General features: G+C 69.6%; 25 protein-coding genes. 10 read left to right on the forward strand and 15 right to left on the reverse strand.

The window, feature by feature from the left end:
• Positions 1-57 precede the first annotated feature (57 nt).
• Positions 58-1,890: an ABC transporter ATP-binding protein/permease gene (locus tag NRY95_08200; GenBank protein UYC17922.1), complete on the forward strand. Its 1,833-nt coding sequence runs from the start codon at positions 58-60 to the stop codon at positions 1,888-1,890.
• A gap of 183 nt (positions 1,891-2,073) precedes the next feature.
• Here NRY95_08200 and NRY95_08205 read toward each other — a convergent pair whose 3' ends face one another.
• Together NRY95_08205 and NRY95_08210 are read right to left on the reverse strand one after the other, a co-directional pair.
• Positions 2,074-3,552, reverse strand: a complete 1,479-nt coding sequence (locus NRY95_08205) for a hypothetical protein (protein UYC17923.1) — start codon at positions 3,550-3,552, stop codon at positions 2,074-2,076.
• Between the two features lie 404 nt (positions 3,553-3,956).
• Entirely contained in the window at positions 3,957-5,774 is a 1,818-nt protein-coding gene (locus NRY95_08210; GenBank protein UYC17924.1) for a DUF885 domain-containing protein, read from the reverse strand.
• 104 nt (positions 5,775-5,878) lie between these two features.
• On the opposite strand from NRY95_08210, the gene NRY95_08215 reads away from it, so the two are divergent.
• Together NRY95_08215 and NRY95_08220 are read left to right on the forward strand one after the other, a co-directional pair.
• Positions 5,879-6,226 carry an aldehyde-activating protein gene (locus NRY95_08215; GenBank protein UYC17925.1) on the forward strand — a complete coding sequence of 116 codons (348 nt, stop codon included), beginning with the start codon at positions 5,879-5,881 and terminating at the stop codon, positions 6,224-6,226.
• Between the two features lie 143 nt (positions 6,227-6,369).
• Positions 6,370-7,128, forward strand: coding sequence for a DUF4349 domain-containing protein (locus tag NRY95_08220; protein UYC18535.1), 759 nt, complete (start codon positions 6,370-6,372; stop codon positions 7,126-7,128).
• A gap of 124 nt (positions 7,129-7,252) precedes the next feature.
• Here the strand turns inward: NRY95_08220 and NRY95_08225 are convergent, their stop codons facing one another.
• The 4 genes from NRY95_08225 to NRY95_08240 form a co-directional block, all read right to left on the reverse strand.
• A complete protein-coding gene (locus NRY95_08225; GenBank protein ID UYC17926.1) occupies positions 7,253-7,546 on the reverse strand; it encodes a hypothetical protein in 294 nt (97 codons plus the stop codon).
• Positions 7,547-7,613: 67 nt separating this feature from the next.
• Positions 7,614-9,065 (reverse strand): DUF2867 domain-containing protein, encoded by a 1,452-nt coding sequence (locus tag NRY95_08230; protein ID UYC17927.1) that lies wholly within the window; start codon positions 9,063-9,065, stop codon positions 7,614-7,616.
• Between the two features lie 32 nt (positions 9,066-9,097).
• Positions 9,098-9,412 carry a metalloregulator ArsR/SmtB family transcription factor gene (locus NRY95_08235; protein UYC17928.1) on the reverse strand — a complete coding sequence of 105 codons (315 nt, stop codon included), beginning with the start codon at positions 9,410-9,412 and terminating at the stop codon, positions 9,098-9,100.
• Positions 9,413-9,541: 129 nt separating this feature from the next.
• Positions 9,542-10,483 carry a LysR substrate-binding domain-containing protein gene (locus tag NRY95_08240; protein UYC17929.1) on the reverse strand — a complete coding sequence of 314 codons (942 nt, stop codon included), beginning with the start codon at positions 10,481-10,483 and terminating at the stop codon, positions 9,542-9,544.
• Positions 10,484-10,726: 243 nt separating this feature from the next.
• On the opposite strand from NRY95_08240, the gene NRY95_08245 reads away from it, so the two are divergent.
• Positions 10,727-11,635 carry a DMT family transporter gene (locus tag NRY95_08245; GenBank protein ID UYC17930.1) on the forward strand — a complete coding sequence of 303 codons (909 nt, stop codon included), beginning with the start codon at positions 10,727-10,729 and terminating at the stop codon, positions 11,633-11,635.
• An 11-nt stretch (positions 11,636-11,646) separates the two neighbouring features.
• Positions 11,647-12,159: a DinB family protein gene (locus NRY95_08250; protein ID UYC17931.1), complete on the forward strand. Its 513-nt coding sequence runs from the start codon at positions 11,647-11,649 to the stop codon at positions 12,157-12,159.
• A gap of 60 nt (positions 12,160-12,219) precedes the next feature.
• Here the strand turns inward: NRY95_08250 and NRY95_08255 are convergent, their stop codons facing one another.
• Entirely contained in the window at positions 12,220-13,137 is a 918-nt protein-coding gene (locus NRY95_08255) for a peptidylprolyl isomerase (protein ID UYC17932.1), read from the reverse strand.
• A 162-nt stretch (positions 13,138-13,299) separates the two neighbouring features.
• Between NRY95_08255 and NRY95_08260 the strand changes: the two genes are divergently transcribed.
• From NRY95_08260 to NRY95_08275, 4 genes are all read left to right on the forward strand, one after another.
• The gene (locus NRY95_08260; protein ID UYC17933.1) at positions 13,300-13,635 is read left to right on the forward strand and encodes a LuxR C-terminal-related transcriptional regulator; all 336 of its coding nucleotides are present in this window, start codon (positions 13,300-13,302) and stop codon (positions 13,633-13,635) included.
• A gap of 42 nt (positions 13,636-13,677) precedes the next feature.
• Positions 13,678-13,932, forward strand: coding sequence for a VOC family protein (locus tag NRY95_08265; protein UYC17934.1), 255 nt, complete (start codon positions 13,678-13,680; stop codon positions 13,930-13,932).
• A gap of 185 nt (positions 13,933-14,117) precedes the next feature.
• Positions 14,118-14,483 carry a PadR family transcriptional regulator gene (locus NRY95_08270; GenBank protein UYC17935.1) on the forward strand — a complete coding sequence of 122 codons (366 nt, stop codon included), beginning with the start codon at positions 14,118-14,120 and terminating at the stop codon, positions 14,481-14,483.
• A complete protein-coding gene (locus NRY95_08275; GenBank protein ID UYC17936.1) occupies positions 14,480-15,400 on the forward strand; it encodes a sensor domain-containing protein in 921 nt (306 codons plus the stop codon). Before NRY95_08270 ends, NRY95_08275 begins: the two co-directional genes overlap by 4 nt.
• A gap of 42 nt (positions 15,401-15,442) precedes the next feature.
• On the opposite strand, the gene phaZ is transcribed toward NRY95_08275, so the two are convergent.
• Complete coding sequence (gene phaZ / locus NRY95_08280; protein UYC17937.1) at positions 15,443-16,753, reverse strand: polyhydroxyalkanoate depolymerase; 1,311 nt, start codon at positions 16,751-16,753, stop codon at positions 15,443-15,445.
• 63 nt (positions 16,754-16,816) lie between these two features.
• Positions 16,817-17,422: a class I SAM-dependent methyltransferase gene (locus NRY95_08285; protein ID UYC17938.1), complete on the reverse strand. Its 606-nt coding sequence runs from the start codon at positions 17,420-17,422 to the stop codon at positions 16,817-16,819.
• A gap of 82 nt (positions 17,423-17,504) precedes the next feature.
• Here NRY95_08285 and NRY95_08290 point away from each other — a divergent pair, with 82 nt between their 5' ends.
• The gene (locus tag NRY95_08290; protein UYC17939.1) at positions 17,505-17,960 is read left to right on the forward strand and encodes a CopD family protein; all 456 of its coding nucleotides are present in this window, start codon (positions 17,505-17,507) and stop codon (positions 17,958-17,960) included.
• An 87-nt stretch (positions 17,961-18,047) separates the two neighbouring features.
• Here NRY95_08290 and NRY95_08295 read toward each other — a convergent pair whose 3' ends face one another.
• From NRY95_08295 to lpxA, 6 genes are all read right to left on the reverse strand, one after another.
• Positions 18,048-18,806 (reverse strand): tetratricopeptide repeat protein, encoded by a 759-nt coding sequence (locus NRY95_08295; GenBank protein UYC17940.1) that lies wholly within the window; start codon positions 18,804-18,806, stop codon positions 18,048-18,050.
• A 24-nt stretch (positions 18,807-18,830) separates the two neighbouring features.
• Entirely contained in the window at positions 18,831-19,790 is a 960-nt protein-coding gene (locus NRY95_08300; GenBank protein ID UYC17941.1) for an acetyl-CoA carboxylase carboxyltransferase subunit alpha, read from the reverse strand.
• A gap of 194 nt (positions 19,791-19,984) precedes the next feature.
• Positions 19,985-23,575, reverse strand: coding sequence for a DNA polymerase III subunit alpha (gene dnaE, locus NRY95_08305; GenBank protein ID UYC17942.1), 3,591 nt, complete (start codon positions 23,573-23,575; stop codon positions 19,985-19,987).
• A gap of 143 nt (positions 23,576-23,718) precedes the next feature.
• A complete protein-coding gene (locus NRY95_08310; GenBank protein ID UYC17943.1) occupies positions 23,719-24,408 on the reverse strand; it encodes a ribonuclease HII in 690 nt (229 codons plus the stop codon).
• Positions 24,405-25,751, reverse strand: a complete 1,347-nt coding sequence (lpxB, locus tag NRY95_08315) for a lipid-A-disaccharide synthase (GenBank protein ID UYC17944.1) — start codon at positions 25,749-25,751, stop codon at positions 24,405-24,407. The genes NRY95_08310 and lpxB overlap by 4 nt, the downstream gene beginning before the upstream one ends.
• Positions 25,748-26,539: an acyl-ACP--UDP-N-acetylglucosamine O-acyltransferase gene (lpxA, locus tag NRY95_08320; GenBank protein UYC17945.1), complete on the reverse strand. Its 792-nt coding sequence runs from the start codon at positions 26,537-26,539 to the stop codon at positions 25,748-25,750. The genes lpxB and lpxA overlap by 4 nt, the downstream gene beginning before the upstream one ends.
• Positions 26,540-26,552 lie beyond the last annotated feature (13 nt).

The following is a 26,552-nucleotide window of genomic DNA, read 5'->3' on the forward strand; positions in this document are numbered from 1 at the left end:
CACGGCGAGAACACCGGCATCGGCTACGCTGCGCGTCTTGCAAGAGGATGGTCTGCAATGTTCCGCTGGTTCGAGTCGCTGATTCCCGTGTTCCCCGCCATCGACCCGCGCACTCCGCCGCGCGGGGTCTGGCGCTTCTATGCGTTCTACCTGCGCCCGGTGTGGCCGGTGTTCGCCGCCACCCTGGTGGCCGGGCTGCTGCTGGCGCTGGTCGAGGTGGCGATGTTCGATTTCCTCGCCCGCATCGTCGACCTGGTCGCCGAAGCGCCGGGGCCGGATTTCTTCGCGCGCCACCGCGACGAACTGCTGTGGATGGCCGCCATCACCCTGGTCGCGCGGCCGCTGCTGACCGGGCTGCACAACCTGCTGGTCAACCAGGCGATCATGCCCGGGCTGAGCAATCGCACGCGCTGGCTGATGCACAACTACGTGGTGCGGCAGAGCCTGAATTTCTTCCAGAACGATTTCGCCGGGCGCATCGCCAACCGGGTCATGCAGACCGGCACCTCGCTGCGTGAATCGGCGGTGCAGATGGTCGATGCGCTGTGGTACATCCTGGTCTACACCGGCACCGCGCTGTACCTGTTCGCGCAGGCCGACATGCGCTTGATGCTGCCGCTGATCGGCTGGCTGGTCGCCTACGTGGCGCTGATGGCGTACTTCGTGCCGCGCATGCAGCGGCGCGCGTGGATCGCCTCGGAGGCGCGCTCCAAGGCGATGGGCCGCATCGTCGACGGCTACACCAACATCGCCACGCTGAAACTGTTCGCGCATGCCCGGCGCGAAGAGGCCTACGTGCGCGAGTCGATCCAGGAACTGGCGGTCAAGCACCGCGGGCAGACCCGCATGACCACCGCCATGGACCTGTCGATCGCGGCGTTGAACGGCTTCCTGATCGTCGGCACCTGCGCGCTGGCCATGTGGCTGTGGAGCCAGGGGCGGATCAGCGTCGGCGCGATCACCCTGGCCACCGGACTGGTGATCCGCATCCACAACATGTCCGGCTGGATCATGTGGGTGGTCAACGGCATCTTCGAGGACATCGGCACGGTGCAGGACGGCATGGAGAGCGTGGCCCAGCCGATCCAGGTGCAGGATCGCGCCGATGCGCAGGCGCTGCAGGTGAGCCGCGGCGAGGTGCGTTTCGAGCACATCCATTTCCACTACGGCAAGCGCGGCGGGGTCATCGCCGGGCTCGACCTGCAGGTGCGCGCGGGCGAGAAGATCGGCCTGGTGGGGCCGTCCGGCGCCGGCAAATCGACCCTGGTCAACGTGTTGCTGCGGCTGTACGACCTGGAGAGCGGGCGCATTCTGATCGACGGCCAGGACATCGCCATGGTGACCCAGGAGAGCCTGCGCGGGCAGATCGGCCTGGTCACCCAGGACACCTCGCTGCTGCACCGCTCGATCCGCGACAACCTGCTGTACGGCCGCCCCGATGCCAGCCAGGCGCAACTGCACGCGGCGGTGCGCAAGGCGCGCGCCGACGGCTTCATCGACGCGCTGCGCGACGGCGAAGGCCGCAGCGGCTACGACGCGCATGTCGGCGAACGCGGGGTCAAGCTGTCCGGCGGCCAGCGCCAGCGCATCGCCATCGCCCGGGTGCTGCTGAAGGACGCGCCGATCCTGGTGCTGGACGAAGCCACCTCGGCGCTGGATTCGGAAGTGGAGGCGGCGATCCAGGACAGCCTGGACGAGCTGATGGCGGGCAAGACGGTGATCGCGATCGCGCACCGGCTCTCGACCATCGCGCGGATGGACCGGCTGGTGGTGATGGACCAGGGCGCGATCGTCGAAACCGGCACCCACGCCGAACTGGTCGCGCGCGGCGGCCTGTACGCACGGCTGTGGGCGCGGCAGACCGGAGGTTTCGTCGCGGTCGACGCCTGAGCTGCCTGCGCCATGGCCGAGCGTGCGCGCTCGGCCATGGCGTGCCGCTGCGGCGATGCGCGAGCGGTCCGGCGCGGCAAGCCTTGGCGAGGGGCGGCGCCGCCGGTCGCAGGCCGGCACGCAGGTGCTTGAGCCACCGGCATGCCGATCCTGGCGCTGCTGCGCGTTTTCGCGGGCGGCGGCTCAGCCTTGCGGCGAAAGATGGCCGCCGCCCGGCAGCTCCCAGCGTTTGCCGCCGAGCCAGCGGTTTCCGGGCTGCCGCGGGTCGTAACGGATCTCGTGGCCCTGGCTGTCGATATGCGCCAGTTTCTCCTGCGGCGTCGTGCCGGCCAGGGTCAGTCCGGCCACGCGCGAATCGCCGGTGACGATCCAGCGGCTGCTGGCGTCCAGCGACAGCGACGCGCCCTCGCTGCGGCCATGCAGCGTGCTTTGCGTGGTCAGCTCCAGGCTGACGCTGCCGCCATCGGCGGCGACCACGTCGCCGGGCAAGGTCTGCCGATTGGCCTGGACCAGCGCCTGGCCGCCATTGCGACCGGGCGTCCCCCATTGCCCCGCCGCCGCCTTGATCAGCACGCCGGAATCGGCAGTCAGGGCGACGTTCTCCAGCACGATCTGGCCTTGCGTGTTGGTCACGTAGAACAGCGGTCCCTGCTGCGCATGGAAACTGCCGCCGTGCTGCACATACACGCTGAGCTGGCCATGCGCGTCGCCGGAAAAGCTCTGGTACAGCATCGCGCCGCGCTCGCGTGCGGCCCGCAGATCGCTGTCGATCACCTCGATCCGGTTGGAACCTTCGATGACCGCCGCTTCCGCGCCCGTTGCCTGGACCTGCACGCCGCGAATGCGGATGTCACCGGTGGAATACAGTCCCGGGGAGCGGTAGCCATGGCTGAGCAGGCGCCCCCCCTCGACCTGGATGGTGCCGCCACCGCGATCGGTGGCCACCGCCGCCGCGCTTTCGTCGAAGGTTTCGATCTGCACCTGGCGCAGTTGCAGGTGACCGCCGCGGGTCGCGTCCACGCCATGCGCGCCGACGCCGTGCGCGGTGATCCGCACCTGCTCCAGCGTGGCCTGGCTGGCGGCATCGGCCACAGACACCGCGTTGGCGCCGATGCCGTTGGCCACGATCTGTCCGCCGTGCATGCGCAGTTGCCCGTCCGCGGTGACCAGCACTGCGGCATTGAGGCCGTAGAAGCTGCTGTTCTCGTGCGACGAGGAGTCGCCATGCTTGTCGATCTGCGCGTCGAGCAACTGCAGCACGCCGCGTTGCCTGACCCAGATCGACGACACGTCGGCGGCATCGGCCGGATAGTGGCGCGCACGTTCGGGTGCCGGTACGGCGGCGTCGACCGTGTAGGCGCCGCGCAGGGTGTAGGCGCGCGCGCCACCCGGTGGCGGGCCGGGCGGCCTTGCGCCGCCCTTGGCGCTGGCGCCGTGCCTGCCCTGCGGTGGCGGCATGCCGTCCGGTGGCGGGCATGGCGGTGCGTCGCCGGACCCCGGCGGCGGGCCCGGCGGTGCAGCGCCATCAGCGTCCGGTGGCGGACCCGGCGGCGTGCAGGCGCTGGCGGCAGGGGACTGCGCGGGGGTGCTACCGTCGGCGGCGTTCGCGCAGGCGACCGCCAACAGCAACGCGGGGAGCAGCAGGGTGACAGGCGATTTCACGATGAGCCTCGGCAAGCAGGATGACGTTGCCGATGCTAGGAGGGACGTGCGCGGCATGCGTGTCGTCGCATGTTCGGCACGATGCATTGCGATACAGAGCGTGCGGCAACGATACGTCCGCGCCGGCTCGGCTTGCCGTGGCTTGGCTGGAGCGCCGCGGCGATACGCAACGACACAAAACGATGAGTGCGGCGCCAGCGTCGCGCCATCGCATGCGCGCTGTCGCCCCCACGGTTCGCTGCGCAAACCGCGGGCCCCGGCTCATCACCTTCCAGATCCCCGCGCCTGTCGGCGCGCCCCCCTTGACTCAAGGGGGGCTTTTCTCCAGTTGGATCACGTGAAGGAATCAGGTGAGAGATAGCGTTTTTACGAATCCCCACTCCCGAATCCCCACTCCCGGCCCCTCACTGGATCGGCTCGTCCAGCATCAGCTCGCGCACGAAGCGCACCGGCGGCGCGCCGTAGGACAGCACCTGGTCGTGGTAGGCCTTCAGGTCGAAGGTGTCGCCGAGCTTGGCCTGCATCGCCTTGCGCAGGTCCAGGTGTTCCTGCACGCCGACGAAGTAGGTCGGCAACTGCGCCGAGGTCAGCTGCGCGCGCACCCACTTGCCTTCGGCTTCGCTCTGCTGCTGGAAGGTGTCGTGCACCATCAGCCGCATCGCCTGTTCCTTGCTCCAGTTGTCCACGTGCACGCCCTGGTCGAGCAGCGCGTTGGCGATGCTGCGCAGGTAGAACTTCAGTTGCACCAGGTGGAACAGCGGATCGTTGTCCAGGTAACCCTGCTCCTGCATCATCCGCTCGGTGTACACGGCCCAACCCTCGGCGAACACGCCCGAGCGCAGCACGCCGCGCAGCGTGGAGGGGAACTTGGCCGAGTGCCAGCCTTCCACGTAATGGCCGGGCACGCCTTCGTGGATGCTCAGCAGGTGGATCATGCGGCCGTTGTATTCGCGCAGGAACGACTCGGCCTGCTGCGCGCTCCAGTCGTCGGGAATCGGCGACACCGCGTAGAAGGTCTTCAGGTTCTTGTCCAGCGGGCCGGGCGAGTCGCAGTACGCCACCGCCACGCCGCGCTGGAACTCGGGCATCAGGATGATGTCCACCGGCGCGTCGGGCAGGGTCAGCAGGTCCTTGGCGCGGACGAATTCGGTGGAGGAGGCCAGCGAGGCCTTGGCGTCCTCGACCACCTTGTCGCGCGCCGGGTGCTGCGCGTAGGCCAGTTCCAGCGCCGCCTCGATCGCGGCCTGCTGCTGCGCGTCGCTGGGCGCATCGACCAGCGCCGGCGCGTTCGGGCGGTCCTTCAGCACGGTGCGGGCGATGCCGTACATCTCCTCGCGCACGCGCTTGAGTTCGGCGTCGGCGCGTTGCTTGATCTCGGCGCGCGACAGCGAGGAGTTGAGCGCGAATTTCAGCTTCTGGTCGTAGTTTTCCGCACCGATGCGGAAGTCGCCCTTGGCGTTGGGCACCAGGGTCTTGTCCAGCCAGGTCTGCTGCTCGGCCACCGCCTGCTTCAGCCCGTCGATCGCCGCCTGCAGGCGCTGCGCGTCGGCGTCGGGCAGTTCCTTGACGTGCGGGACGATGAAGGTGTCGACGATGCTGAGGATGCCCTGGTTCTGCTTGGCCACGGTCTGCGCGTTGATCAGCGGCACCCGCGCCGGGTCCAGGTTCGCGCGCGCCTGCGCGAACAGCGCCGGGATCTTCTCCATGCGCGCGGTGGCCGACTTCAGCCGCTGCGGCAGCGGCGCGAATTCGCGCGCCATCAGCCCGTAGATCGCGCCGCCGGCCAGGCCGTTGTAGACCTGCGGATCCCAGGCCCAGCTCTGCGCCACCTCGCTGCTCCAGATGTCCGACTGCAACTGGTTGCGCAGGATCGCCGCATCCACCTGGTTCTCGCGCGAGAGCTTGGTCACCTGCAGCTTGTCCAGGTCCGCCAGCAGCTGCTTGCTCGCCTCCAGGCTCTTCTGCCGGCCGGCGGCGCTGAGATCGTCCAGCTCGCTGTCGTAGCGGTGATCGCCGGTCTGGGTGGCGCCGACCGGGGACAGCTGCATCCAGGTGTCCACGGCACGCTTGGACAGCGCAGCGAAGCTGGCGTCGGCGGCCGGATCGGCGGCGTCGGCAGCGGCGCCGGGCGTGGCGGCGGACGCCGTCGTCGGCGCGTCGGCGGGCTTCTGGCAGCCGGCGAGGGCGGCGAGCAGGGCGGCAGCGAGCAGGTGCTTGCGCATCGGGTTTCCTGTGGCGAGTCGATCCGCAAGCATAGGCGGCCGCGGCGGCGCGCGCACCTGCCGTTCGATTACTCTGGCGCTTCTTCTTGGACGGGAGTGCAGGGATGAACGATACGGGCAGCTGCCATTGCGGGGGTAGCGCATTCGAATTGGAAATCGAGGCGCCGATCGCCGAGGTCAACTGTTCGTTGTGCCGCCGCCGCGGCGGATTGCTGTGGTTCGGCGCGCGCGCGGTGCTGACGCTGCGCAGCGCGCCGCAGGCCTTGGGCACGTATCGGTTCAATCGCCAGCACATCGACCATCACCATTGCCCGGACTGCGGCATCGCGCCGTTCAGCGAAGGCGCCCATCCCAAGACCGGCGAGGCGACGGTGGCGGTCAACGTGCGCTGCCTGCCGCAGCTGGACCTGGGCGCGCTGCAGGTGCATACCGTCGACGGAGCCAGCCTGTGACGGCGCGCTCGTGGTACTGGTGGCTACCTACCATGGTGTGGGAGCGACTTCAGTCGCGACGGGCCTTCCCGGTACAGCCCGTCGCGACTGAAGTCGCTCCCACAACAAGCAACATCCGCATCGTCTGTGCGCCCTTGCTGCTGATGCTGGCGCTCGCCGCCTGCTCCAGGCACAGCGCCGAAGGCGCGGCCGTGGCGCCCGCCGCCGCGCCGGCCGCTGCACCGACCATCGATGGCCGCGCGGCGATGCTGGCCTACGAGCACGAGGTGAAGGTGCAACTGCCGGCGGCGCAGATCCAGGCGCGGCTCAAGCAGGCCCAGGACAGCTGCCTCAACGGACGCTTCGGCGCCTGCAACGTGCTGTCGCTGCAGCAAAGCGGCGGTGATTATCCGCGGGCCGCACTGAGCGTGCGCATCGTGCCCGCCGGGGTGGAGCCGATGATCGCGCAGGCCGGCAATGGCGGCGAGATCGGCAGCCGCAGCACCCATGCCGAGGACCTGGCGCAGGCGGTGCAGGACAACGCCGCGTTGCAGCAGCGCCTGCAGGCCGAACAGCGCCGCCTGCAGGAATTCCAGCAGCGCCGCGACCTCAGCGTCGCCGACATGATCAGCCTGTCGGCGAAGCTGGCCGAACTCGATACGCAATTGCTGGCCGCCAGCCAGGAGGCGGCGCAGCAGCGCCGGCGCATCCAGACGCAGCGCTTGACCCTGCAGTTCGCCGCGTTCGATGGCGAGCGCAGCCGCAGCGAGATCGGCGCAGCCTTCGCCGACACGGGCGCGATCTTCGCCTCCGCCACCGCCTGGGCGATCCGTGCGATCGCGGCGCTGACCCCGTTCGTGCTGCTCGGCGTGGTGCTGTGGTGGCTGGTCGCCTGGCTGCGTCGGCGACGCAGGCGCGTCTAGGAAACCGGCGCTCTCGATGCTGTCACTTGTGGGAGCGGCTTCAGCTGCGACGGGCTTTGTCATTGAGACCTGTCGCAGCTGAAACCGCTCCTGCAGTGCTTCGGCAGCGGATAGAGAGAAGGCGCTAGCCTTCGTCCTGCTCGAATTCCACGATCACTTCCAGGTCGAAGGCCAACGCCTCCACCGCTTCGCGCACCTTCTGCGCGGTGGCGAGGTTGCCGGATTCGATCTCGACTTCGTGGGTGCCCGGACCCTGGTCGTCGGGCAGGCCGGCGGAGCTGGAATCGTCGTCGTCCATATGGCTCATCAGATCGTCGATTTCCTCGACGTGCTCGATGCCTTCCAGGCTGCCGAGCAGGTTGATGATGGCGCGGGCGTCGTCTTCACTGCCGGTGATGCGGATACGGAGCAGGGGCATGCGTCTTCCTCTGAGTCGGGGGAAGGCAAGGCTAGGCAGGCACCGGCTAAGACCAAGTGATGACGGCTCAGCGCGGTTGCGACGCGGCGCTGCCGAGAACGGCGTGATCCACCGTGGTCTCGGCGTACACCGGCGCCAGCAGCGCCTCGGCCGCCGCGCGCAGCATCGCCGGGGCGATGTAGTGGCGATGGCCGCGCGCGATCAGCGCCATGTACAGGCGGCCGAACCAGTTGCGGCAGGCCACGCGCGTGTCCAGGCTCAGTTCGACGCTGCCGTCCTCGGCGACGTCCACGCCCACGCAGCTGCGGAACGCCAGGTGCCGGTCGTCGGCGCCGAGCAGCACCTGCGCGCGCCGGTCGTGCGCGGCGTGCGCTTGGCCCAGCACCGGGAAGCGGCCGGCGAACAGGCGCTCGCGCTGCGGCGACAGCAGCGAGGACACCGGACACCCGAGCGGCGAGGTGCGCAGCCGCAGCGGCGCGACCAGCGTGTTGCGGATCCGCATCAGCCAGGTCACGCCGAGCGGCCGACGCTGCAGGAAACCTTCCAGCAGCGCCACCATCAGCGCGTGCGCGCCGCGCTGGCGCAGCTGATGCGCCTCGAGCCGCAGGCGCACGCTGTCCTGGTGGTCGTGCGCCTGCAGTTCGTCCCACAGCAGCGAGCCGGGCACCGGCTGCGGCCGCGCGCGCACCGCTGCCAGGCGCGGCGCCAGCGCGACGAAGCCGGGCGGATGCCGCCACCTGCCCAGCGCCTGGCGCAGGCGCCCGCTGCGCGCGCGCAGGTCCGCGCACCAGGCCAGGCGCCGGCTGCCGGGCGAGGCGGACAGCGACAGGCGCACGGTCGGCACCTGCAGCGCCTGCGCCGGCGGCGACGCCAGCAGTGCGCGCACCGCCTCCGGCAGCAATTCGGTCAGCGTGGCGATGTCGGCGGTGCCGGCCATGACCCGTGCGCGCACGTCCGCGCTCAGGTCGCCGCCGGCCTCGTCGCTGTGGCAGGACAGCGCGAAGAACGCCGGGTGCGCTGCGTTCGCGCGCAGCGGCGCGAACTGGTGCCAGGTGCCGCCGCCGAAGCGCACGGTGAACAGGCAGTCGGCCGGCAGGTCGACGTGGCGCAATGCGGCCAGGAAATGCTGCGGGTCCTGCTCGAGCTGCGCCATCGATGCGGTGCAGAAGCGCAGCTGCGCGCCGCCGCTGCCGGTGATCGCGGTGAACATGCGGTGCCCGGCGTGGCGATGGAAGGGATGCCCGTTCGCGCCGACCGCGAAGGAGAACAGCGCGGTCGATTCGCCATTGGCAAAATCGGTGTCGGCCAGCCGTGCCGACGGTTCGTCCAGCGCATCGTGGAAGCTGGGGTGCGCGCGCTGGCGCACGCAGGCCTGGGCGATCAGCGGATCACCGGCGCCGGCGCCGAGCTGCGCGATCAGGGTCACTTCCACCGGCAGTCCGCCGCTGTACGAGGCCAGGCGCACGGAGGGAAAACCTGCCTGTGCGGCAGCGGTTTCGCGGAGCGGGGCGGTGGACATCGGCGGGTTCCTTTTGGCCGGGGAGGGACGGGTCAGGCGTTCTTCTTCGCCAGCTTGCGCGCTTCGCGCTTGAGCGGGCCGGCGCTGGGGCAGACCTCGAAGGCGAAGCCGCTGAGCGTATTGACCAGGTTGTCGGGGGTCAGCCGGTACACCACGAACTGGCCGCGGCGCTCGCTCGACACCAGCCCGGCCGCTTCCAGCACCGACAGGTGCCGCGAGATCGCCGGCGCGCTCATCGCGAAGCGCTGCCCGATCTGCCCGGCGGTGAGTTCCTGCGCCGACAGGTAGGCCAGGATCTCGCGGCGCGGGCGGGAGGCGAGGGCTTCGAAGACGCGGTCGATGGACATCAGGGATTAGATAATTAACGAATTAGCTAATTAATGACGCATCGATGTCGGTGTGTCAAGCGCCCAGTGCGAACGGTCCCGATTTCGGGCGGTGGCGTTTTGCAGGAGCGGGCGGCCAGGCGCGAGCGGCTAACCCGCCCTCGGCGGCAACCCGAGCAGTTCCGCCGGCAGCGCCGGCATGGGCGTGCGTTCGTCCAGCGCCTCGCGCTTGAGCCAGTCGATGAACTGGCTGGCCGCCGGGCTGGGCAGGCGGTGGCCGGGATGCACGATGTAGTAGGAATAACGCGCCTTCAGCGCCGGGCCGGGCAGCCGCACCAGTTCGTAGCGCTGCAGGTAGGGCTGGGCGATGTGCTTGCGCGCCAGCACGGCGCCGACGCCGTACACCGCCGCGCGCATCGCATCGGTGCTGTCGTTGAAGGTGTGCATCGGCGGCAGCTCCACGCCGCGCACCGCGGCGGCGCGGAACCAGTCGCGCCAGCCCTGCGGCGACATGTCGGTGAGCAGCGGCAGCTGCGCGATCTGCTCGGGGCGGCGCAGCGTGGCCAGTTGCGGCAGCGCCGGCGAGGCCACCGGGAACAGTGCGTCGTCCATCAGGTGGTGCGAGGTCAGTCCCGGCCACGCACCCTGGCCGTAGCGGATGCCCAACTCGGGGCCGCCGTCCTCGAAGCGCGAGAACGCCGCGTCGGTCTGGATGTCCAGGCGCACGTGCGGATGCGCCTGGCAGAAGCGCGGCAGCCGCGGCAGCAGCCAGCAGTAGGACAGCGAGCGCAGCGTGGTGATGCGCAGCGGCGCGGTATCGGCCTGCGGGTGCAGGTTGCCGGCCACCGCGGCGATGTCGGCCAGCGCCGCGCTGGCCGCATCGGCCAGTTGCCGGCCCTCGGCGGTCAGCTTGACCCCACGCGCGTGGCGCTGGAACAGCGTCGCGCCGAGCAGCGCTTCCAGCTTGCGCACGTGGTGGCTGACCGCGCTGGCGGTGAGGTGCAGTTCCTCCGCGGCATGGGCGAAGTTCTGGTGGCGCGCCGCGGCGGCGAACACGCCGAGCGCGGGCAGCAGGGCAGGGCGCAGTTGCATGGCTAGACACGCGGCAGATTTGTGGCTCGCGACGATACTACGCGCTTGTGGGCGTTGCGGCGGAGCGCGATCCTGGCAGCCATGCGCAAGATGCGGGGCCGGTACGGGCCGCGTTGGTGCGCGACCCCGCTTCCGCCGCTGTTCGCGCGCGTTGCCTGTTGCCCGGTGGCAGGTGGCAGCCGCGTCCGCGGCGACGGCACGATCGACGGCAGCGGACACAAGATGAATCCAGGAGACAACACGGTGAATGCAGCCCATCCCGCGTCCGGCGATCCAGCCGACGTCCTTCCGGTACCCGCGGTGCGCGACTGGCGCACGCCCCTGGAGCTGCTGTTCCTGGGCATCGTCTGGGGCTGCTCGTTCCTGTTCATGCGCGTGGCGGCGCCGCAGTTCGGCGCCTATGCGCTGGTGGAACTGCGCCTGGCGCTGGGGGCGACGGTGCTGCTGCCGTTCCTATGGATGGCGCGTGCGCGCTTTCCGCTGCGGCGCTGGCCGACGCTGGCGGCGATCGGGCTGCTCAACTCGGCGTTGCCGTTCCTGCTGTTCGCCTGGGGCGCGCAGCATGCGCCGGCGGCGATCGGCGCGATCTGCAACGCGATGACCGTGCTGTTCACCGCGCTGATTGCGTTCCTGTTCTTCGGCGAGAAGATCGGCGTGCGCCGCGCGGTGGCGCTGCTGATCGGCTTCGTCGGCATCGTGGTCCTGGCCACCGGCAAGTCGGCCGGGCTGAGCGTGGGGCCGGCGGCGTTCGCCGGCGCCACCGCCTCGCTGCTGTACGGCATCGGCTACAGCCTGGTGAAGCGCCATATGAGCGACCTGCCGCCGGCGGCGTCGGCCGCCTCCACGCTGGGCTGCAGCGCAGTGCTGCTGGCGCCGCTGGCATGGACGCATTGGCCGGCCGCGCCGGTGCCGGCGGTGGCCTGGGCCTGCGCCGGCGCGCTGGGCGTGGTCTGCACCGGCCTCGCCTTCCTGATGTACTACCGGCTGATCCAGCGCATCGGCCCGGCGCGCGCGTCCACGGTGACCTACCTGGTCCCGGTGTTCGGCGCGCTGCTGTCCTGGTCGATCCTCGGCGAGCCGTTGACCTGGAGCATGCTGCTGGCCGGCGCGCTGATCCTGGGCAGCGTCGCCTTCAGCCAGCGCGCGCGTTGAGGGACTTGCCGATGACCGCTTCCCTGCTCGCATCGCAATTCGCCTACAAGGCCTGGGCCAACGCCGAACTGCTGCAGGCGCTGGCGCAGATCGACGCGGCCGCGTATCCGGCGCCACGGCAGCGCGCGATCCGGCTGTTGAACCACACCTACGTCGTGGACCGGATCTTCGCCGCGCACCTGGACGGCGGCACGCATGCGTTCACGGCCAGCAACACGCCGGAGACGCCGGCGCTGGAGGCATTGCACGCGGCCGTCGCCGAATCCGACCGGTGGTATGCCGGCTACGTCGTCCAGCTCGATGCGACCGCATTGCAACAGTCGCGCGCATTCCGCTTCACCGACGGCGATGCCGGCACGATGACGCGCGAGGAAATGCTGTTTCACGTGCTGGCGCACGGCGCCTATCACCGCGGCAACATCGCCATGCTGCTGAGCGACTGCGGGGTGGAACAGCCACGCGAGCTGTTCACCCGCTTCCTGCACGCGCGCGAACCCGAGCGCCGCGGCACAGCGCCGGCGTAGGCCGTTGGCGCCGCACCGGCACGATGCATGGTGCGGCCCGCCGGCGAGCGCGATGGCGAACTACTGCGGCGGCGTGCGCACCGGCAGCGGCACGTTGCACAGGTCGATGTGCCCGGCCGGGCGCTTGTAGAACGCGTCCTTGCGGTTGCGCCGCGCTTCGGCCACGTCGCGGAAGGTCTGCGTGTCGGTGCGCAGCAGCTGCAGCGGAGTGCGTTCGGCCTCGGGCAGGTCGCTGGCGAGCTCGATCGCGCGGATCGGGGTGCGCTGTTCGGGCTTGGCGTAGAAGCCCATCGGGTCCGGTCCGCGCGGCATCACGCTGAGCAGCTCCATGCCCTTGACCACGCGCCCGACCACGGTGATGTTGCGGTCCAGCTGCCGCGGCGATTGCCCGGTGACCACGTACAGTTCGGCACCGATGCTGCTGTCCTCGTCGTTGTTGCGGCCGGCGCCGAGGGTGCCGTAGCAGTGCGCCAGCCACGCCTTGCCGTCCTTGGGGTCGCGCGCGGCCGGGAAGCCGTCGACGAAGCCCACCTGCGGTGCCCAGCCGTCGCGGTCGGGCAGCGCCTGGAATGCCAGGCCCTTGGCGTCGCGCTGGAACTCGGCAGGCAGGTGCCGCTTGGCCGAGCCCAGCGACTTGGCCTTGTCCGGCTCCTCGCCGTCGGGATCGCCGAACTGCACCACGAAATTGTCCTGCGAGCGGTAGATGCTCAGGCCGTCCCAGAAGTGCTCGTGGGCCAGGGTGCGGATATTGCCGACGTGCTGCGGCGCGAACGCCGGCGCCAGCTCGATGACCACGCGGCCGCTGTCCAGCTCCAGGTACAGCGTGTTGGCCGGGTCCAGCGTGCGCCAGTCGCTGGGCTTGGAGGCGTCCAGGATCTGCTGCGGACTGCGGTACGGCGTGGCCGTCGGCGGCGCCGCCAGCGCGGCGCCGGCAGACAGCGACAGCGCGAGGGCGAGCAGGGTGGGGCGCAAGGGCATGGCGTCGGCCTGGTGGGAGGTGGTCGATTCTTACCCATGCCTGCGGCGCTGCCAATGGCGCCGAGCCGGTGGCCGGCGTCGGCTGGGCAGCGGTCGCCCGCCGGCGGCGGCAGCACGCGGAGCGGGTAGGGAAAATCCGGTGGCGGGAGGCGACCATCAGCCATGGCCAAGAAGCGACCAAGGGGACGGCCGGCGCACGACGACGTCCTCACGCCGGCCGAGTGGCGCCTCGCGCATGCGGTGCAGCATGGCCTCAGCAACCGCCGGATTGCGGCGGGAAAAGGCGTCAGCCTGGACGCGGTCAAGTTCCACATGGCCAATATCCTGGCCAAGCTCGGCCTGCCCGATCGCAAGGCGCTTGGACAATGGTTTCGTGCACCGCGCGCAAGCGCCCTGGACAGCGGCAAGGAGACAACGACGGTGGAAGCGCGATCGCTCGGAAAAATCGGTCAGATCTGCAGGTCCGTCGACGACATCGACGCGGCGGCGCGCTGGTAGGGCGAGGTGCTTGGGCTGCCGCATCTTTACACCTTCGGCCCGATGGCGTTCTTCGACTGCGCCGGCACGCGACTGCTGTTGACCCAGCAGGCCGCCGCGTCCACGGCCGATTCCATCCTCTACTTCCGCGTCGACGACATCCTGGGCGCATACGAACGGCTGGCGTCGCGCGGCGTCGCGTTCATCAACGTCCCGCACATGGTCCATCGCCATGGCGGCGGGACGGAAGAGTGGATGGCGTTCTTCAAGGACTCCGAAGGACGGCCGCTGGCCCTCATGGCCCAGGTCGCGCCCTAGGCTGCGCCGCCTGGAAGGCCTTCGGCCGCTCCGCCGTGTAGACCGATGCGTCGCGCGATGCGGCAGGGACGCCGCTCGCCAGCGGCCGCTGCGACCGGGCATCACCCGCGGCACCATGACTATGGGCACATTCGCTATACCTGACTCAACACTAGTATGCATTCCAACCTAGTTGGGGAGCGGTCATGGTCGAGCCGGATGCACAGCTGAAGAAGTTCCAGAAGGAGCTGAGCGCGGGCACGGTATCGCTCGCGCTGCTGGCGGTGCTGGCCGAGGCCAAGGAACCCCTGTACGGCTACCTGATCGCCAAGCGCCTGGAAAAAGTGGGCGAGGGCGTGCTCAGCGGCAAGCAGAGCGCGCTGTATCCGGTGTTGCGCAATCTGGAAGCGGCCGGCCTGCTGTCCAGCCATGTCGAACCGTCGGTGGCCGGGCCGCCACGGCGCTACTACCGCATTACCGACCCCGGCCACGCCACCTTGCAGCAGTGGGCAGCGGCGTGGCGCGCCACCCGCGATTCCGTCGATTCCGTCCTGAAGGGGATTTCAGAATGAGCAGCGAACAACGCCAGGCGCGGCCGTTGCCGGCCACCATTCCCGACTATCTGGCGCAATTGCGCACGGCGCTGGCCGGCGCCGACCCGGCGCTGGTCCAGGATGCGCTGTACGACGCGGAGGAATACCTGCGCGCCGAGCTGGCCGAGCAGGCCGGCAAGAGCGAGGCCGAGGTCATCGCCGAGGTCGCCGGCAGCTACGGCGCGCCGGAGGAGGTGGCCGCGATCTATCGCGACACCGAGGTCACGGTGAACCGCGCGCTGAAGCCGCCGGCGCCACCCAGGCGCAAGTCGCTGCTCGGCCGCTTCTTCGGCGTGGCCGCCGATCCGCGCGCCTACGGTGCGTTGTTCTACATGCTGCTGGCGCTGGTCACCGGCATCTTCTACTTCACCTGGGTGGTCGCCGGGGTCAGCGTCTCGCTGGGCATGCTGGTGCTGATCATCGGCGTGCCGTTGCTGGTGCTGTTCTTCGGTTCGGTGCGGCTGCTGTCGCTGGTGGAAGGGCGTATCGTCGAGGTCTTGCTGGGCGAGCGCATGCCGCGGCGCCCACTGTACAGCGCACCGGAGCAGCCATGGTTGCGACGCATCGCACAGATGTTCACCGACGCGCGGACCTGGACCACGATGCTGTATTTCCTGTTGATGCTGCCGCTGGGGATCTTCTACTTCAGTGTGTTCATCACCCTGCTGAGTACCGGATTGGCGTTCGCGGCGGCACCGCTGGGATTTTTCCTCCCGCACCAGTTCAACGCGATGTTCGTCGACTGGAACGTCACCGAAAGCGCGCCGTGGCTGCTGCCGCTGTGGAGTGCGCTGGGCATCGTGCTGCTGTTCGCCACGCTGCACCTGGCGCGCGCCGTCGGCAAGTTGCACGGCATGCTGGCCAAGCACCTGTTGGTGCACAGCGCGGCGCAATGACCGTGTCGCCGCGGCCGGCAGCTGCCGGCCGCGGTACGCCGCTCAGCCGGCCTTGCGGCTGCCGCGGCGCTTGAGCGGGGTGACGTTGCCGCTCGGCGCCTGCGCCGTGGTGGTCGCGTTGGCGGCGATGAACGCGCGCACCTGCGGATAGACGATGTCGCGCCAGCGGCGGCCGCTGAAGATGCCGTAGTGGCCGGCGCCTTCCACTTCCAGATGCTGGCGGCGCTGCGCGGCGATGCCGGTGCACAGGTCCTGCGCGGCGGCGGTCTGGCCCAGGCCGGAGATGTCGTCCAGTTCGCCTTCGATGCTGAGCAGGGCGGTGTCGCGGATCGCCGCCGGATCCACCCGCTCGCCGCCGATCACCCATTCCCCGCGCGGCAGCAGGAACTCCTGGAACACCACCCGGATCGTGTCCAGGTAGTAGGTCGCGGGCATGTCCAGCACCGCGTTGTACTCGTCGTAGAAACGGCGGTGCGCCTCGGCGTCCTGCAGGTCGCCCTTGACCAGGTTGGCGTAGAAATCCCAGTGCGACATGAAGTGCCGGCTGGGGTTCATCGCCAGGAACCCGGTGTGCTGCAGGAAGCCCGGATACACCGCGCGGCCGTGCCCGGGATACGTCTGCGGCACGGTGTGGATGACGTTGTGCTCGAACCAGGACAGCGGATTGCGCGTGGCCAGGTTGTTGACCTGGGTCGGGCTGCGGCGCGCGTCGATCGGCCCGCCCATCATCACCAGCGAGCGCGGCGTGGCTTCGCCGCGTCCGGCCATCAGCGACACCGCGGCCAGCACCGGCACGGTCGGCTGGCACACGCTGATCACGTGCAGCTTGTCGGCGCCGATGTGGCGGATGAAGTCCTGCACGTAGTTGACGTAGTCGTCCAGGCCGAAGTCGCCGTCGCTCTGCGGCACCATGCGCGCGTCGATCCAGTCGGTGACGTAGACCTTGTGGTCGCGCAGCAGGGTGCGCACGGTATCGCGCAGCAGGGTGGCGTGGTGCCCGGACAGCGGCGCCACCACCAGCACGGCAGGCTGCTGCTTGAGCCCGGCCACGACCTTGGCGTCGTCGCTGAAGCGCTTGAAGCGCAGCAGGCGGCAGAACGGCTTGCGCAGCACTTCCTGCTCGACGATCGGCAGCGGGTGGCCGTCGACCTCGACATGGTCCAGCGCCCAGGCCGGCTTCTCGTAGTCCTTGCCGAGCCGGTGCAGCAGTTCGTTGCTGGCGGCCAGGCGCTCGGCGCCCGGGAGCGTGGCCCACAGGCTATTGGCGTCGGAGAAGATCTTGGCGTTGGCCGCGGCCTGGTGGACCCAGGGGGCGAGCAGGTTGCGGGTCAGTTCGTGCCACTGGTAGAGCATGCCGGTGTTTCCATCCTGAGCGTATGCTGCCGTGCAGCATATCCTATCCGGGGTGGTTGCACCTTAATGGGGCACCAGACCAATCGTTTCCAGCGCCGCCGCATCCCCCGCCAGCGCTGGCGACAGCCAGCAATGACTGCCGACCGGGCGCAGTCCGAGCGCACCAAACTGGCGCCGGTACCAGCGCGCCGGACGCGGCTGGAAGCCGGCATGGTCGCCGTCGAAGGCGTCCTCCACGGCGAAGGTCTCCAGGAACGCGACCCCGCCGCACAGCTCGGCCAGGCCCGGCAGGCCCTGGCGCAATTCGCGGTTGGGGACGTAGTGCAGCACGTCCGAGCACACCAGCAAGTCCACCGGCGCGCACGGCCGCAGCCAGGCGAAATCGCCGAACCGCGCCGGGCGCAGATTGCGGTGGCGGCCGTAGCGCGCCACCGCGTACTCGCTGCTGTCGAAGCCCAGATAGCGCAGTTTCGGCCGCAGCTTCAGCAGCGGCGCGCGCCAGGCGCCTTCGCCGCAGCCGATGTCGAGCACGCTGCGGATCGGCCGTTCCAGGTAGTACTCGGCCTGGGCGACGGCGAGGGCGACCTTGCGCGCCAGGCGCGCGTTGCCGCCGATATCGTCGCGGCGATACCAGCGCTGGAAATAGTCGGCGTCGTACTGTTTGTCCATGCGGGGTCGTGGGTCCGTGCGGGCGCGAGGCGAATCGGCGAAAATGGCGTGACATCCTACGCCAGCGACCCGGAGCCAGCGCATGCAACTCTATCTGTGGATCAAGTCCCTGCACCTGCTGTTCGTGGTCGCATGGATGGCGGCGGTGTTCTACCTGCCGCGGATCCTGGTCAACATCGCCGAGAGCGCAGGGCAGGCGGAGGTGCAGGCACGGCTGGTGCTGATGGGGCGGCGCCTGTACCGCTTCGGCCACATGATGTTCGGCCTGGCGCTGCTGCTGGGGCTGACGCTGTGGCTGGGCTACAAGGTGCTGCCCGACTTCCCGACCATGGTCGCGCCCGGGCACAGCGGCTGGCTGCACGCCAAGCTGGGCCTGGTGGCGCTGATGCTCGGCTACTACATCTTCAGCGGGCGCTGGCTCAAGGGCGTGGGCCAGGCGCGCACGCTGCCGTCCTCGCGCGCGCTGCGCCTGTTCAACGAACTGCCGGTGCTGGCGCTGCTGGTGGTGATCTGGTTGGTGTTGGCGAAGCCGTTCTGAGCCGGGATTTGGGATTTGGGATTGGGGATTGGGGATTGGGGATTGGAAAATCCTGGTCGCCGATCCTTTCCGGGCTTGCTCAAGCAACTAGGTGCTGCGGCTGTCTAGTTGTTTTAGTTCGCTGCGGGCCAGGTCGATCCACTGGCGTTGGTCGCGCTGGTAGTAGCGCGGGGCCAGGCTGGAGCGCTTCAGCACTTCGTTGAACACTTCGCGCGCGCGCTGCGGCTGGCCCGCGCGTTGCAACAGTTGCGCGTAACGCACGCGCGCTTCTTCGCCGGGGTAGTCGTCGGCGAGCGCGGCGTATTCTTCCAGCGCCGCGTCGGTGTCGCCCAGCGCCTCGGTGGCACGCGCGTAGAGCAGGTGGCCGTCGTGCGAGCGGAACTGCGGGTTGGCGGCGATCAGCCGGTCCAGCGTGGCTTTCACCGCGGCCGGCTGGTCCAGGCCGAACTGCGCCTTGGCCAGTCCCAGCAGCAGTCCGGGGTCGTCGCGGTGGATGCCGCGCAAGCCGCTCTCGAACACCTCGGCGGCCTGTGCGTACTCGCCATTGCCCAGGTGCACCTCGGCCAGTTGCCGGCGGTTGTCCACGGTGTCGGCCAGTTCCAGGCGGTTGCCGGCGGTGCGCTTGTCGCGGTTCGGATCGAGGGTGGCGCCGACCTTGCGCAGGTGGCGGCGCGCGCGCGGATCGTTGCGCCATTCCGGCAGCAGTTCGGCGATCACGTAGATCAGGATCCCCAGATACGAAAAGATCAGCAGGATGAAGATCCAGTACAGCGGGCGGCCGCTGCGCACCACGTGCACGCAGCAGGCCAGCTGCAAGGCCAGCGACAGCAGGACGATGGGATTCATGGACAACGCTTCCTTGTGTCGCGATCAGGCCGCTTCGTACGCCCCGTAGCCGCGCAGGCGCTCGTAGCGCTTCTGCAGCAACTGCTCGAGCGGCAGTTTTTCCAGCGCGTCCAGCTCGTTGAGCAGCACCGCCTTCAGGCGCCTGGCCATCTGCGTGGGGTTGCGGTGCGCGCCGCCGATCGGCTCGCGCACGACCTTGTCGACCAGGCCCAGCGCGGACAGGCGCTTGGCGGTCAGGCCCAGTTGCTCGGCCGCGTCCTTGGCCTTGGCCGCGTCCTTCCACAGGATCGAGGCGCAGCCTTCCGGCGAGATCACCGAATAGGTGCCGTACTCCAGCATCAGGGTGCGGTCGCCGACGCCGATCGCCAGCGCGCCGCCGGAGCCGCCTTCGCCGATCACGGTGCAGATCACCGGCACTTTGAGCTCGGCCATCTCCAGCAGGTTGCGCGCGATCGCCTCGCTCTGGCCGCGCTCCTCCGCGCCGATGCCGGGATAGGCGCCAGGGGTGTCGATGAAGGTCAGCAGCGGCAGCTTGAAGCGCTCGGCCAGCTTCATCAGCCGCAGCGCCTTGCGGTAGCCCTCCGGACGCGGCATGCCGAAGTTGCGCGCGACCTTGGTCTTGGTGTCGCGGCCCTTCTGGTGGCCGATGATGACCACCGGGCGCCCGTCGATGCGGCCCAGGCCGCCGACGATCGCCTTGTCGTCGGCGAACGCGCGGTCGCCGGCCAGTTCCTGGAACTCGTCGCAGAACACGTTGATGTAGTCCAGCGTGTACGGACGCTGCGGATGCCGCGCCAGCTGCGAGATCTGCCACGACGACAGGTCGCGGAAGATCTGCGCGGTGCGCACCCGCAGCTTGTCCTGCAGCGCGCGCACCTCGGTGTCGACGTTGACCGCCGGGGCGGTGCTGGCGCTGCGCAGTTCCTGGATCTTGGCTTCCAGATCGGCGATGGGTTGCTCGAAGTCGAGGTAGTTCGGATTCATTGGAGGCCGTCGTGAACGTAAGGGGCGCAGTTTAGCCGAACCGATGTCGGTCACCCGTACGGGGCCGTGCGGTTGGGGCCGGGAATGGGGAGTGGGGAATGGGGAATCGACAAGGCGGCACAGCTGCAGTCAGGGCGGTGAGCGCAGATCCTGCTTTTCCCATTCTCCATTCCCGACTCCCCACTCCCGGCTTCTCACGCCCACGGCGGGCTGTACTTGACCTTCACCGCACGCACGCCCGGATCGGCGCGCAGGGTGTCCAGCAGTTGCGGGTCCACGCGCACCGCGTGGCTGCCGTTGAGGTCGAGCATGCCGGCCACGGCGCCGTGTTCGGACTGCAGCAGCAGGTCCAGGCGCAGCGGCGTCTTGCCGGGGCGGTGGCGCGCCAGCAGTGCGTCGATGCGCGGCCAGGTGCTGCGCTGGCGCAGGTCCAGGCGCAGCGACAGGCGCTGCGCGTGGTGGGTGCAGATCTGTTCGTAGTCCCAGCACTGGCGGATGCGCATCGCATAGCCGCCGTTGAATTCGTCCTCGCGCACGCCGCCCTTGACGATCAGGATGCGGTCGCGGGTGAGCAGGTGGCCGAACTCGGCGATGGCGTCGGTGAACGCGCTGCACTCGACCCGGCCGCGGCCGTCCTCGAGCTGCACGAACACCTGGCTGTCGCCCTTGCGGCGCACGCCGACCACCTGGCCGGCGAGGATCGCGCTGGTTTCCGGGCGCCAGGCGCGTTTCTCGCCGTCGCCGCCGCCGCCGCGCCCGCCGCCGGATTGCGCGCAGATCTTCTCCAGCGCGCCCAGGTCGCAGCCGACCAGCTCGCGCACTTCCTCGCGGTACGGATCGAACGGGTGGCCGCTGAGGTAGAAGCCCAGCGTCTCGCGCTCGCCGGTCAGCAGCTGGCCCAGCGGCCATTCCTTGCTTTCCGACAGGTCCAGGTGCAGCGCCGGGGCGCTGGTGTCGGCGCCGCCGAACAGCGAGTTCTGCCCGGAGGCGCGCTCGCGCGCCATCTGCTCGGTGGCCTTCATCACCTCCGGCAGCTGCAGCATCAGCGTGGCGCGGTTGCTGCCCAGCCCGTCCATCGCGCCGGCGTTGATCAGCGCTTCCAGGGTGCGCTTGTTGAGCTTGGCCGATTCCACGCGCGTGCAGAAATCCAGCAGCGAGGCGTATTCGCCGCCGCGCTCGCGCTCGGCCACGATCGCCTCGCAGGCGCCGCGGCCCACGCCCTTGATCGCGCCCAGGCCGTACTGGATGGTGTCCGGCGTGGCCGCTTCGAACATGTACGCCGAGGCGTTGAGCCGCGGCGGCAGCACGGTCAGGCCGAGGTTGCGCACCTCGTCGAGGAAGCCGACCACCTTGTCGGTGTTGTCCATGTCCGAGGACAGCGTCGCGGCCATGAACTCGGCCGGGTAGTGCCGCTTCAGCCATGCGGTCTGGTAGCTGACCAGCGCGTAGGCGGCGGCGTGCGACTTGTTGAAGCCGTAGCCGGCGAACTTCTCCATCAGGTCGAAGATTTCGTCGGCCTTGGCCTCGCCGACGCCGCCCTTGGCCGCACCCTCGCGGAAGATCTCGCGGTGCTTGGCCATCTCGGCCGGCACCTTCTTGCCCATCGCGCGGCGCAGCAGGTCGGCGCCGCCCAGCGAGTAGGCGCCGACGATCTGCGCCATCTGCATCACCTGCTCCTGGTACACCATGATGCCGTAGGTGTCCTTCAGGATCGCTTCGGTGCGCGGATCGGGGTAGATGATCTCCTGCTGGCCGTGCTTGCGCGCGTTGAAGTCCGGGATCAGGTCCATCGGGCCGGGGCGGTACAGTGACACCAGCGCGATCAGGTCTTCGAAGCGGTCGGGCTTGGCGTCCTTGAGCAGCCGGCGCATGCCCGAGGATTCGAACTGGAACACCGCGCCGGTGTTGCCCGAGGCGAAGATGCCCTTGTAGGTGGGCGCGTCGTCGAGCGGGATCGCGGTGATGTCCACCGGCGGGATGCCGGCGCGCGCATGGCGCACGTTGATCGCCTTCACCGCCCAGTCGATGATGGTCAGCGTGCGCAGGCCGAGGAAGTCGAACTTGACCAGGCCGACCTGCTCGACGTCGTCCTTGTCGAACTGGGTGACCGGGTTCCTGCCCAGGTTGTCGACGTCGTGTTCGGCGAACAGCGGGCAGAAGTCGGACAGCGGCGTCGGCGCGATCACCACGCCGCCGGCGTGCTTGCCGGCGTTGCGGGTCAGGTCCTCCAGCTGCCGCGCCAGGTCCATCAGGTCGCGGACGTCGTCCTCGCTCTGGTAGCGCTGGATCAGCTCCGGCGAGGCCATCTCGCTGTCCTTGCCTTCGCCCATCGCGTCCTTCAGCGTGATGCCGAGGATGTTGGGGATCAGCTTGGCCACGCCGTCGACCAGGCCGTACGGGAAGCCGAGCACGCGGCCGCAGTCGCGCACCACCGCCTTGGCCGCCATGGTGCCGTAGGTGATGATCTGGCTGACCCGGTCGCGCCCGTACTTGCGCGCCACGTAGTCGATGACCTCGTCGCGGCGGTCCATGCAGAAGTCGATGTCGAAGTCGGGCATCGACACGCGTTCGGGATTGAGGAAGCGCTCGAACAGCAGGTTGTACGGCAGCGGGTCCAGGTCGGTGATCTGCAGCGCCCACGCCACCAGCGAGCCGGCGCCGGAGCCGCGGCCCGGGCCGATCGGGATGCCCTGGTTCTTGCCCCACTGGATGAAGTCGGCCACGATCAGGAAGTAGCCGGGGAAGCCCATCTTGATGATCGTGTCCAGCTCGAACTCGAGCCGGTCGACGTAGTCCTGGCGGGTCTTGCCCGGCGCCAGCGGGTTCTTCTCCAGGCGCGCGGCCAGGCCGTCGCGCGACTGGCTGCGGATCCAGCTGTCCAGCGTCTCGTTGTCGGGCACCGGGTAGGCGGGCAGGAAGTAGGTGCCCAGCTGCATCTCGATGTTGCAGCGCTGCGCCAGCGCCAGCGTGTTGTCGATGGCGTCGGGAATGTCGGCGAACAGCGCGGCCATTTCCTCGGACGACTTCAGGTATTGCTGGTCGCTGTAGTCGCGCGGGCGCTTGGGGTCGTCGAGCACGCGGCCGGAGGAAATGCACACGCGCGCCTCGTGCGCGGCGAAATCGCTGGCGTACAGGAAACGCACGTCGTTGCTGGCCACCACCGGCAAGCCGCGGGTGCCGGCGGCATGCAGCGCGAACTGGTTGAACGCCTCCTCGCCGTCGCGGCCGGTGCGGGTCAGTTCCAGGTGCAGGCCGTCGCCGAAGATGCGTTGCCAGTCGGCCAGTTGCTGCTCGGCCAGGTCGTGGCGGCCTTCGCTGGCCAGGCGTCCGGCCAGGCTGTCGCGCCCGGCCAGCGCGAACAGGTTGTCGCTGCCGGCCTGCAGCCATTCCGGGCGGATCGCCACGCCGCCTTCGTTGCGGTGGCCTTCCAGCCAGGCACGGGTCAGCAGCCGCGACAGGCTCAGGTAGCCGTCGCGGTTGCGGCACAGCACGGTGAGCCGCCACGGCGTCTCCGCGGCGCTGTCGGCGATCAGCAGGTCGGCGCCGGCGATCGGCTTGATGCCCACGCCTTCGGCGGCCTTGTAGAACTTGACCAGCGCGAACAGGTTGTTCAGGTCGGTGACCGCGAGCGCGGGCAACTCCAGTTCGACCGCGCGACTGAGCAGGTTGGCCTGTTTGGCTTTCTTCGGGTCGGCCTGATCCGGTTTCTCGGGCACGCGGATGGTCGAATCCGCCAGCGAGAACTCGGTGTGGACGTGCAGATGGGCGAAGCGGGAAGTGGACATGCGGAACCAGAACGATGCCCGGGCAGGGTAGCGGCGGGGGCGGGGACGGGCAAGGCTTGACAGTCTCGGGACTCGGGACCGGGGACTCGGGACCCGGTGGTCCGCCGCGTGCGGACCCTGTGCGCGCTGTTGCAGGCCGGAAGCTATGCGCTCTGCGGCTGTTCCGGGTCCCGGGTCCCGAGTCCCGGGTCCCGCCCCAGCAACGCACGCCGCACCGGCGCGAAGCTGCGCCGATGCTGCGGGCACGGACCGTGCGCGGCCAGGGCGGCCAGGTGCGCCGGGGTGGGGTAGCCCTTGTGCAGGTCGAAGCCGTAGTGCGGATGCTGTTCGTGCAGGCGCTGCATGAGGCGGTCGCGGGTGACCTTGGCCACGATCGAGGCGGCCATGATCGCGCGGTCCAGGCCGTCGCCGCCGACCAGCGCCTCGGCGGCGCAGGGCAGGCCCTTGGGCACGCGGTTGCCGTCGATGCGCGCGAAACCGGCCACGTGCGCCACGCCCTCGACCGCGCGGCGCATGCCCAGCATGGTGGCCTGGTAGATGTTCAGCCGGTCGATCTCCCCGGCCTCGATCAGCACCACCTGCCAGGCCAGCGCACGCTCGACGATGCGTGCGTACAGCGTCTCGCGGCGCGCGGCGGTCAACTGCTTGGAATCGTCCAGGCCGTTGATGCGGGGGCGCGCCGGATCGAACACCACCGCGGCCACCGCCACCGGCCCGGCCAGCGGCCCGCGCCCGGCTTCGTCGACGCCGGCGTAGAGCCGGGACTCGGGACCCGGGACTCGGGACTCGGAAAGCAGGGGGTGCTGCGGGGACGTGCGATCGGGATGCTTCATGCTGTTGCTTCTTCCGAGTCCCGAGTCCCGAGTCCCGAGTCCCGCTGCTCCAGCAATTCCGCTACCGCATCGGCCGCACGCGCCGAGGCGTCCTGGCGCAGCAACTGGTGCAGGCGCGCGTACTCGGGCTGCAGCGCGGCCACCGCCTGCGGGTCGCGCAGCCAGTGCAGCAGTGCGGCGGCGAGCGCCTCCGGGGTGCAGGCGTCCTGCATCAGTTCCGGCGCCAGATCGTGGCCGGCGAGGATGTTGGGCAGCGCGTAGCGGTCCACCTTCAGCAGGCCCAGCGCCTTGACGATGCGGTAGGTCAGCGGCGCAACCTTGTAGCCGACCACCATCGGCCGCTTCACCAGCATCGCCTCCAGCGTGGCGGTGCCGGAGGCGAGCAGCACCACGTCGGCGGCGAGCAGCGCGGTACGGGCCTGGCCGTCGAGCAGGTGCGAATACACCACCGGCAAGGCCGAGCGCGACAGCTGCTCGGCCAGCAAGGCCTTGCATGCGGGATTGGCGGCCGGCACCAGCACATGCGCGCCTGGCGTCTGCTGCAGCACCTGCCAGGCGGCGGCGAAGAAGGTATCGCCGAGCCGGCCGATCTCGCCCAGGCGGCTGCCCGGCAGCACCGCCAGCACGGTCGCGCCGGCCGGCAGGCCGAGTTCGGCGCGCGCCGCATCGCGGTCCTCGTGCAGGGCGATCGCGTCGGCCATCGGGTGGCCGACGAAGCGCGCATCCACGCCGTGCCTGGCGTAGATCGGCGGTTCCATCGGGAACAGGCACAGCACCCGGTCGGCGCTGGCGCCGATCTTGGCCGCGCGCCGTTCGCGCCAGGCCCACACCGACGGGCTCACGTAGTGCACGGTGCGGATGCCGCGCTGCTTGAGCCAGCGCTCCACGCCGAGGTTGAAGTCGGGCGCGTCGATGCCGACGAACACGTCCGGGCGCCAGTCCAGCAGGCGCTGGCGCAGCTCGCGGCGCAGTTTCAGCAGCCGCGGCAGGTGCCGCAGCACCTCCATCAGCCCCATCACCGCCAGTTCGCTGGCATCGAACCAGGTCTGGCAGCCGGCGTTGCGCATCGCATCGCCGCCGATGCCGGCGAATTCGGCCTGCGGATAGCGCGCGCGCAGCGCCTCGATCAGCCCGGCGCCCAGCTGGTCGCCGGAGGCCTCGCCGGCGACCAGGGCGATGCGCAGCTTGGCTGCGCCGGGACTCGGGACTTGGGACTCGGGACTCGGAGTGCGGGACTCGGGACTCGGGACTCGGGACTCGAAAGGCGCAGTGCCGCCTTGAATCCGCTCCGGACGGGTGCTGTTCCGGGTCCCGAGTCCCGAGTCCCGAGTCCCGATGTTCATCGCAACAACGGCCGCTCGCTGGCTTCGATGAATTCCAGCATCGCGCGCACGTCCTCGCTGCTTTCGGCCAGCACCGCCAGCTGCTGCTTGGCCTCGGCCAGCGGCAGGCCGGCCACGTACAGCGCGCGGTAGGCGCGCTTGATCGCGGCCAGGCGCTCGGTGTCGAAGCCGCGGCGCTTGAGACCTTCGCTGTTGATGCCGCGCGGGCGTCCCAGCGAGTTGCCGCCGACCATGGTGAACGGCGGCACGTCGCCGTTGATCAGCGCGCCCATGCCGAGGAAGGCGTGATCGCCGATGCGGCAGAACTGGTGCGCGCCGGCGAAGCCGCTGATGATCACGTGGTCGCCGACTTCGACATGCCCGGCCAGGGTGGTGTTGTTGGAAAACACGCAATGGTCGCCGACCACGCAGTCGTGGGCGACGTGGGTATAGGCCAGGAACCAGTTGTCGCTGCCGACGCGGGTGATGCCGCCGCCGTTGCCGGTGCCGCGGCTGACGGTGACGAACTCGCGGATCACGTTGCGGTCGCCGACCACCAGTTCGGTGCGTTCGCCGGCGAACTTCTTGTCCTGCGGATCGCCGCCGAGCGCGACGTGGCCGACCAGATGGTTGCCGCGGCCGATCCGGGTCGGGCCGACGATGCTGCAATGCGGGCCGATCACGCTGCCTTCGCCGATCTCGACCTCGGCGCCGATCAGGGTGAAGGCGCCGACGCGCACATCCGCCGCCAGCGTCGCCGACGGATCGATCACCGCGGTGGGATGGATGAGAGGGGCGTTGTCGCTCATTGCAGGTCTCCTG

The sequence above is a fragment of the Xanthomonas campestris pv. phormiicola genome, assembly GCA_025666215.1.
In the GTDB taxonomy this organism is placed as follows: domain Bacteria; phylum Pseudomonadota; class Gammaproteobacteria; order Xanthomonadales; family Xanthomonadaceae; genus Xanthomonas_A; species Xanthomonas_A campestris_A.

Excerpts from the sequence above, each read along its gene's own strand:
- lpxB (UYC17944.1), bottom strand. The coding sequence starts at position 25,751 with ATGAACATCGGGACTCGGGACTCGGGACTCGGGACCCGGAACAGCACC.
- NRY95_08220 (UYC18535.1), top strand. The coding sequence starts at position 6,370 with ATGCTGGCGCTCGCCGCCTGCTCCAGGCACAGCGCCGAAGGCGCGGCC.
- NRY95_08225 (UYC17926.1), bottom strand. The coding sequence starts at position 7,546 with ATGCCCCTGCTCCGTATCCGCATCACCGGCAGTGAAGACGACGCCCGC.
- NRY95_08275 (UYC17936.1), top strand. The coding sequence starts at position 14,480 with ATGAGCAGCGAACAACGCCAGGCGCGGCCGTTGCCGGCCACCATTCCC.
- NRY95_08250 (UYC17931.1), top strand. The coding sequence starts at position 11,647 with ATGACCGCTTCCCTGCTCGCATCGCAATTCGCCTACAAGGCCTGGGCC.
- NRY95_08265 (UYC17934.1), top strand. The coding sequence starts at position 13,678 with ATGGCGTTCTTCGACTGCGCCGGCACGCGACTGCTGTTGACCCAGCAG.
- NRY95_08285 (UYC17938.1), bottom strand. The coding sequence starts at position 17,422 with ATGGACAAACAGTACGACGCCGACTATTTCCAGCGCTGGTATCGCCGC.
- NRY95_08300 (UYC17941.1), bottom strand. The coding sequence starts at position 19,790 with ATGAATCCGAACTACCTCGACTTCGAGCAACCCATCGCCGATCTGGAA.
- NRY95_08240 (UYC17929.1), bottom strand. The coding sequence starts at position 10,483 with ATGCAACTGCGCCCTGCCCTGCTGCCCGCGCTCGGCGTGTTCGCCGCC.
- NRY95_08230 (UYC17927.1), bottom strand. The coding sequence starts at position 9,065 with ATGTCCACCGCCCCGCTCCGCGAAACCGCTGCCGCACAGGCAGGTTTT.
- NRY95_08290 (UYC17939.1), top strand. The coding sequence starts at position 17,505 with ATGCAACTCTATCTGTGGATCAAGTCCCTGCACCTGCTGTTCGTGGTC.
- NRY95_08310 (UYC17943.1), bottom strand. The coding sequence starts at position 24,408 with ATGAAGCATCCCGATCGCACGTCCCCGCAGCACCCCCTGCTTTCCGAG.
- dnaE (UYC17942.1), bottom strand. The coding sequence starts at position 23,575 with ATGTCCACTTCCCGCTTCGCCCATCTGCACGTCCACACCGAGTTCTCG.
- phaZ (UYC17937.1), bottom strand. The coding sequence starts at position 16,753 with ATGCTCTACCAGTGGCACGAACTGACCCGCAACCTGCTCGCCCCCTGG.
- lpxA (UYC17945.1), bottom strand. The coding sequence starts at position 26,539 with ATGAGCGACAACGCCCCTCTCATCCATCCCACCGCGGTGATCGATCCG.
- NRY95_08260 (UYC17933.1), top strand. The coding sequence starts at position 13,300 with ATGGCCAAGAAGCGACCAAGGGGACGGCCGGCGCACGACGACGTCCTC.
- NRY95_08270 (UYC17935.1), top strand. The coding sequence starts at position 14,118 with ATGGTCGAGCCGGATGCACAGCTGAAGAAGTTCCAGAAGGAGCTGAGC.
- NRY95_08210 (UYC17924.1), bottom strand. The coding sequence starts at position 5,774 with ATGCGCAAGCACCTGCTCGCTGCCGCCCTGCTCGCCGCCCTCGCCGGC.
- NRY95_08215 (UYC17925.1), top strand. The coding sequence starts at position 5,879 with ATGAACGATACGGGCAGCTGCCATTGCGGGGGTAGCGCATTCGAATTG.
- NRY95_08200 (UYC17922.1), top strand. The coding sequence starts at position 58 with ATGTTCCGCTGGTTCGAGTCGCTGATTCCCGTGTTCCCCGCCATCGAC.
- NRY95_08235 (UYC17928.1), bottom strand. The coding sequence starts at position 9,412 with ATGTCCATCGACCGCGTCTTCGAAGCCCTCGCCTCCCGCCCGCGCCGC.
- NRY95_08255 (UYC17932.1), bottom strand. The coding sequence starts at position 13,137 with ATGCCCTTGCGCCCCACCCTGCTCGCCCTCGCGCTGTCGCTGTCTGCC.
- NRY95_08295 (UYC17940.1), bottom strand. The coding sequence starts at position 18,806 with ATGAATCCCATCGTCCTGCTGTCGCTGGCCTTGCAGCTGGCCTGCTGC.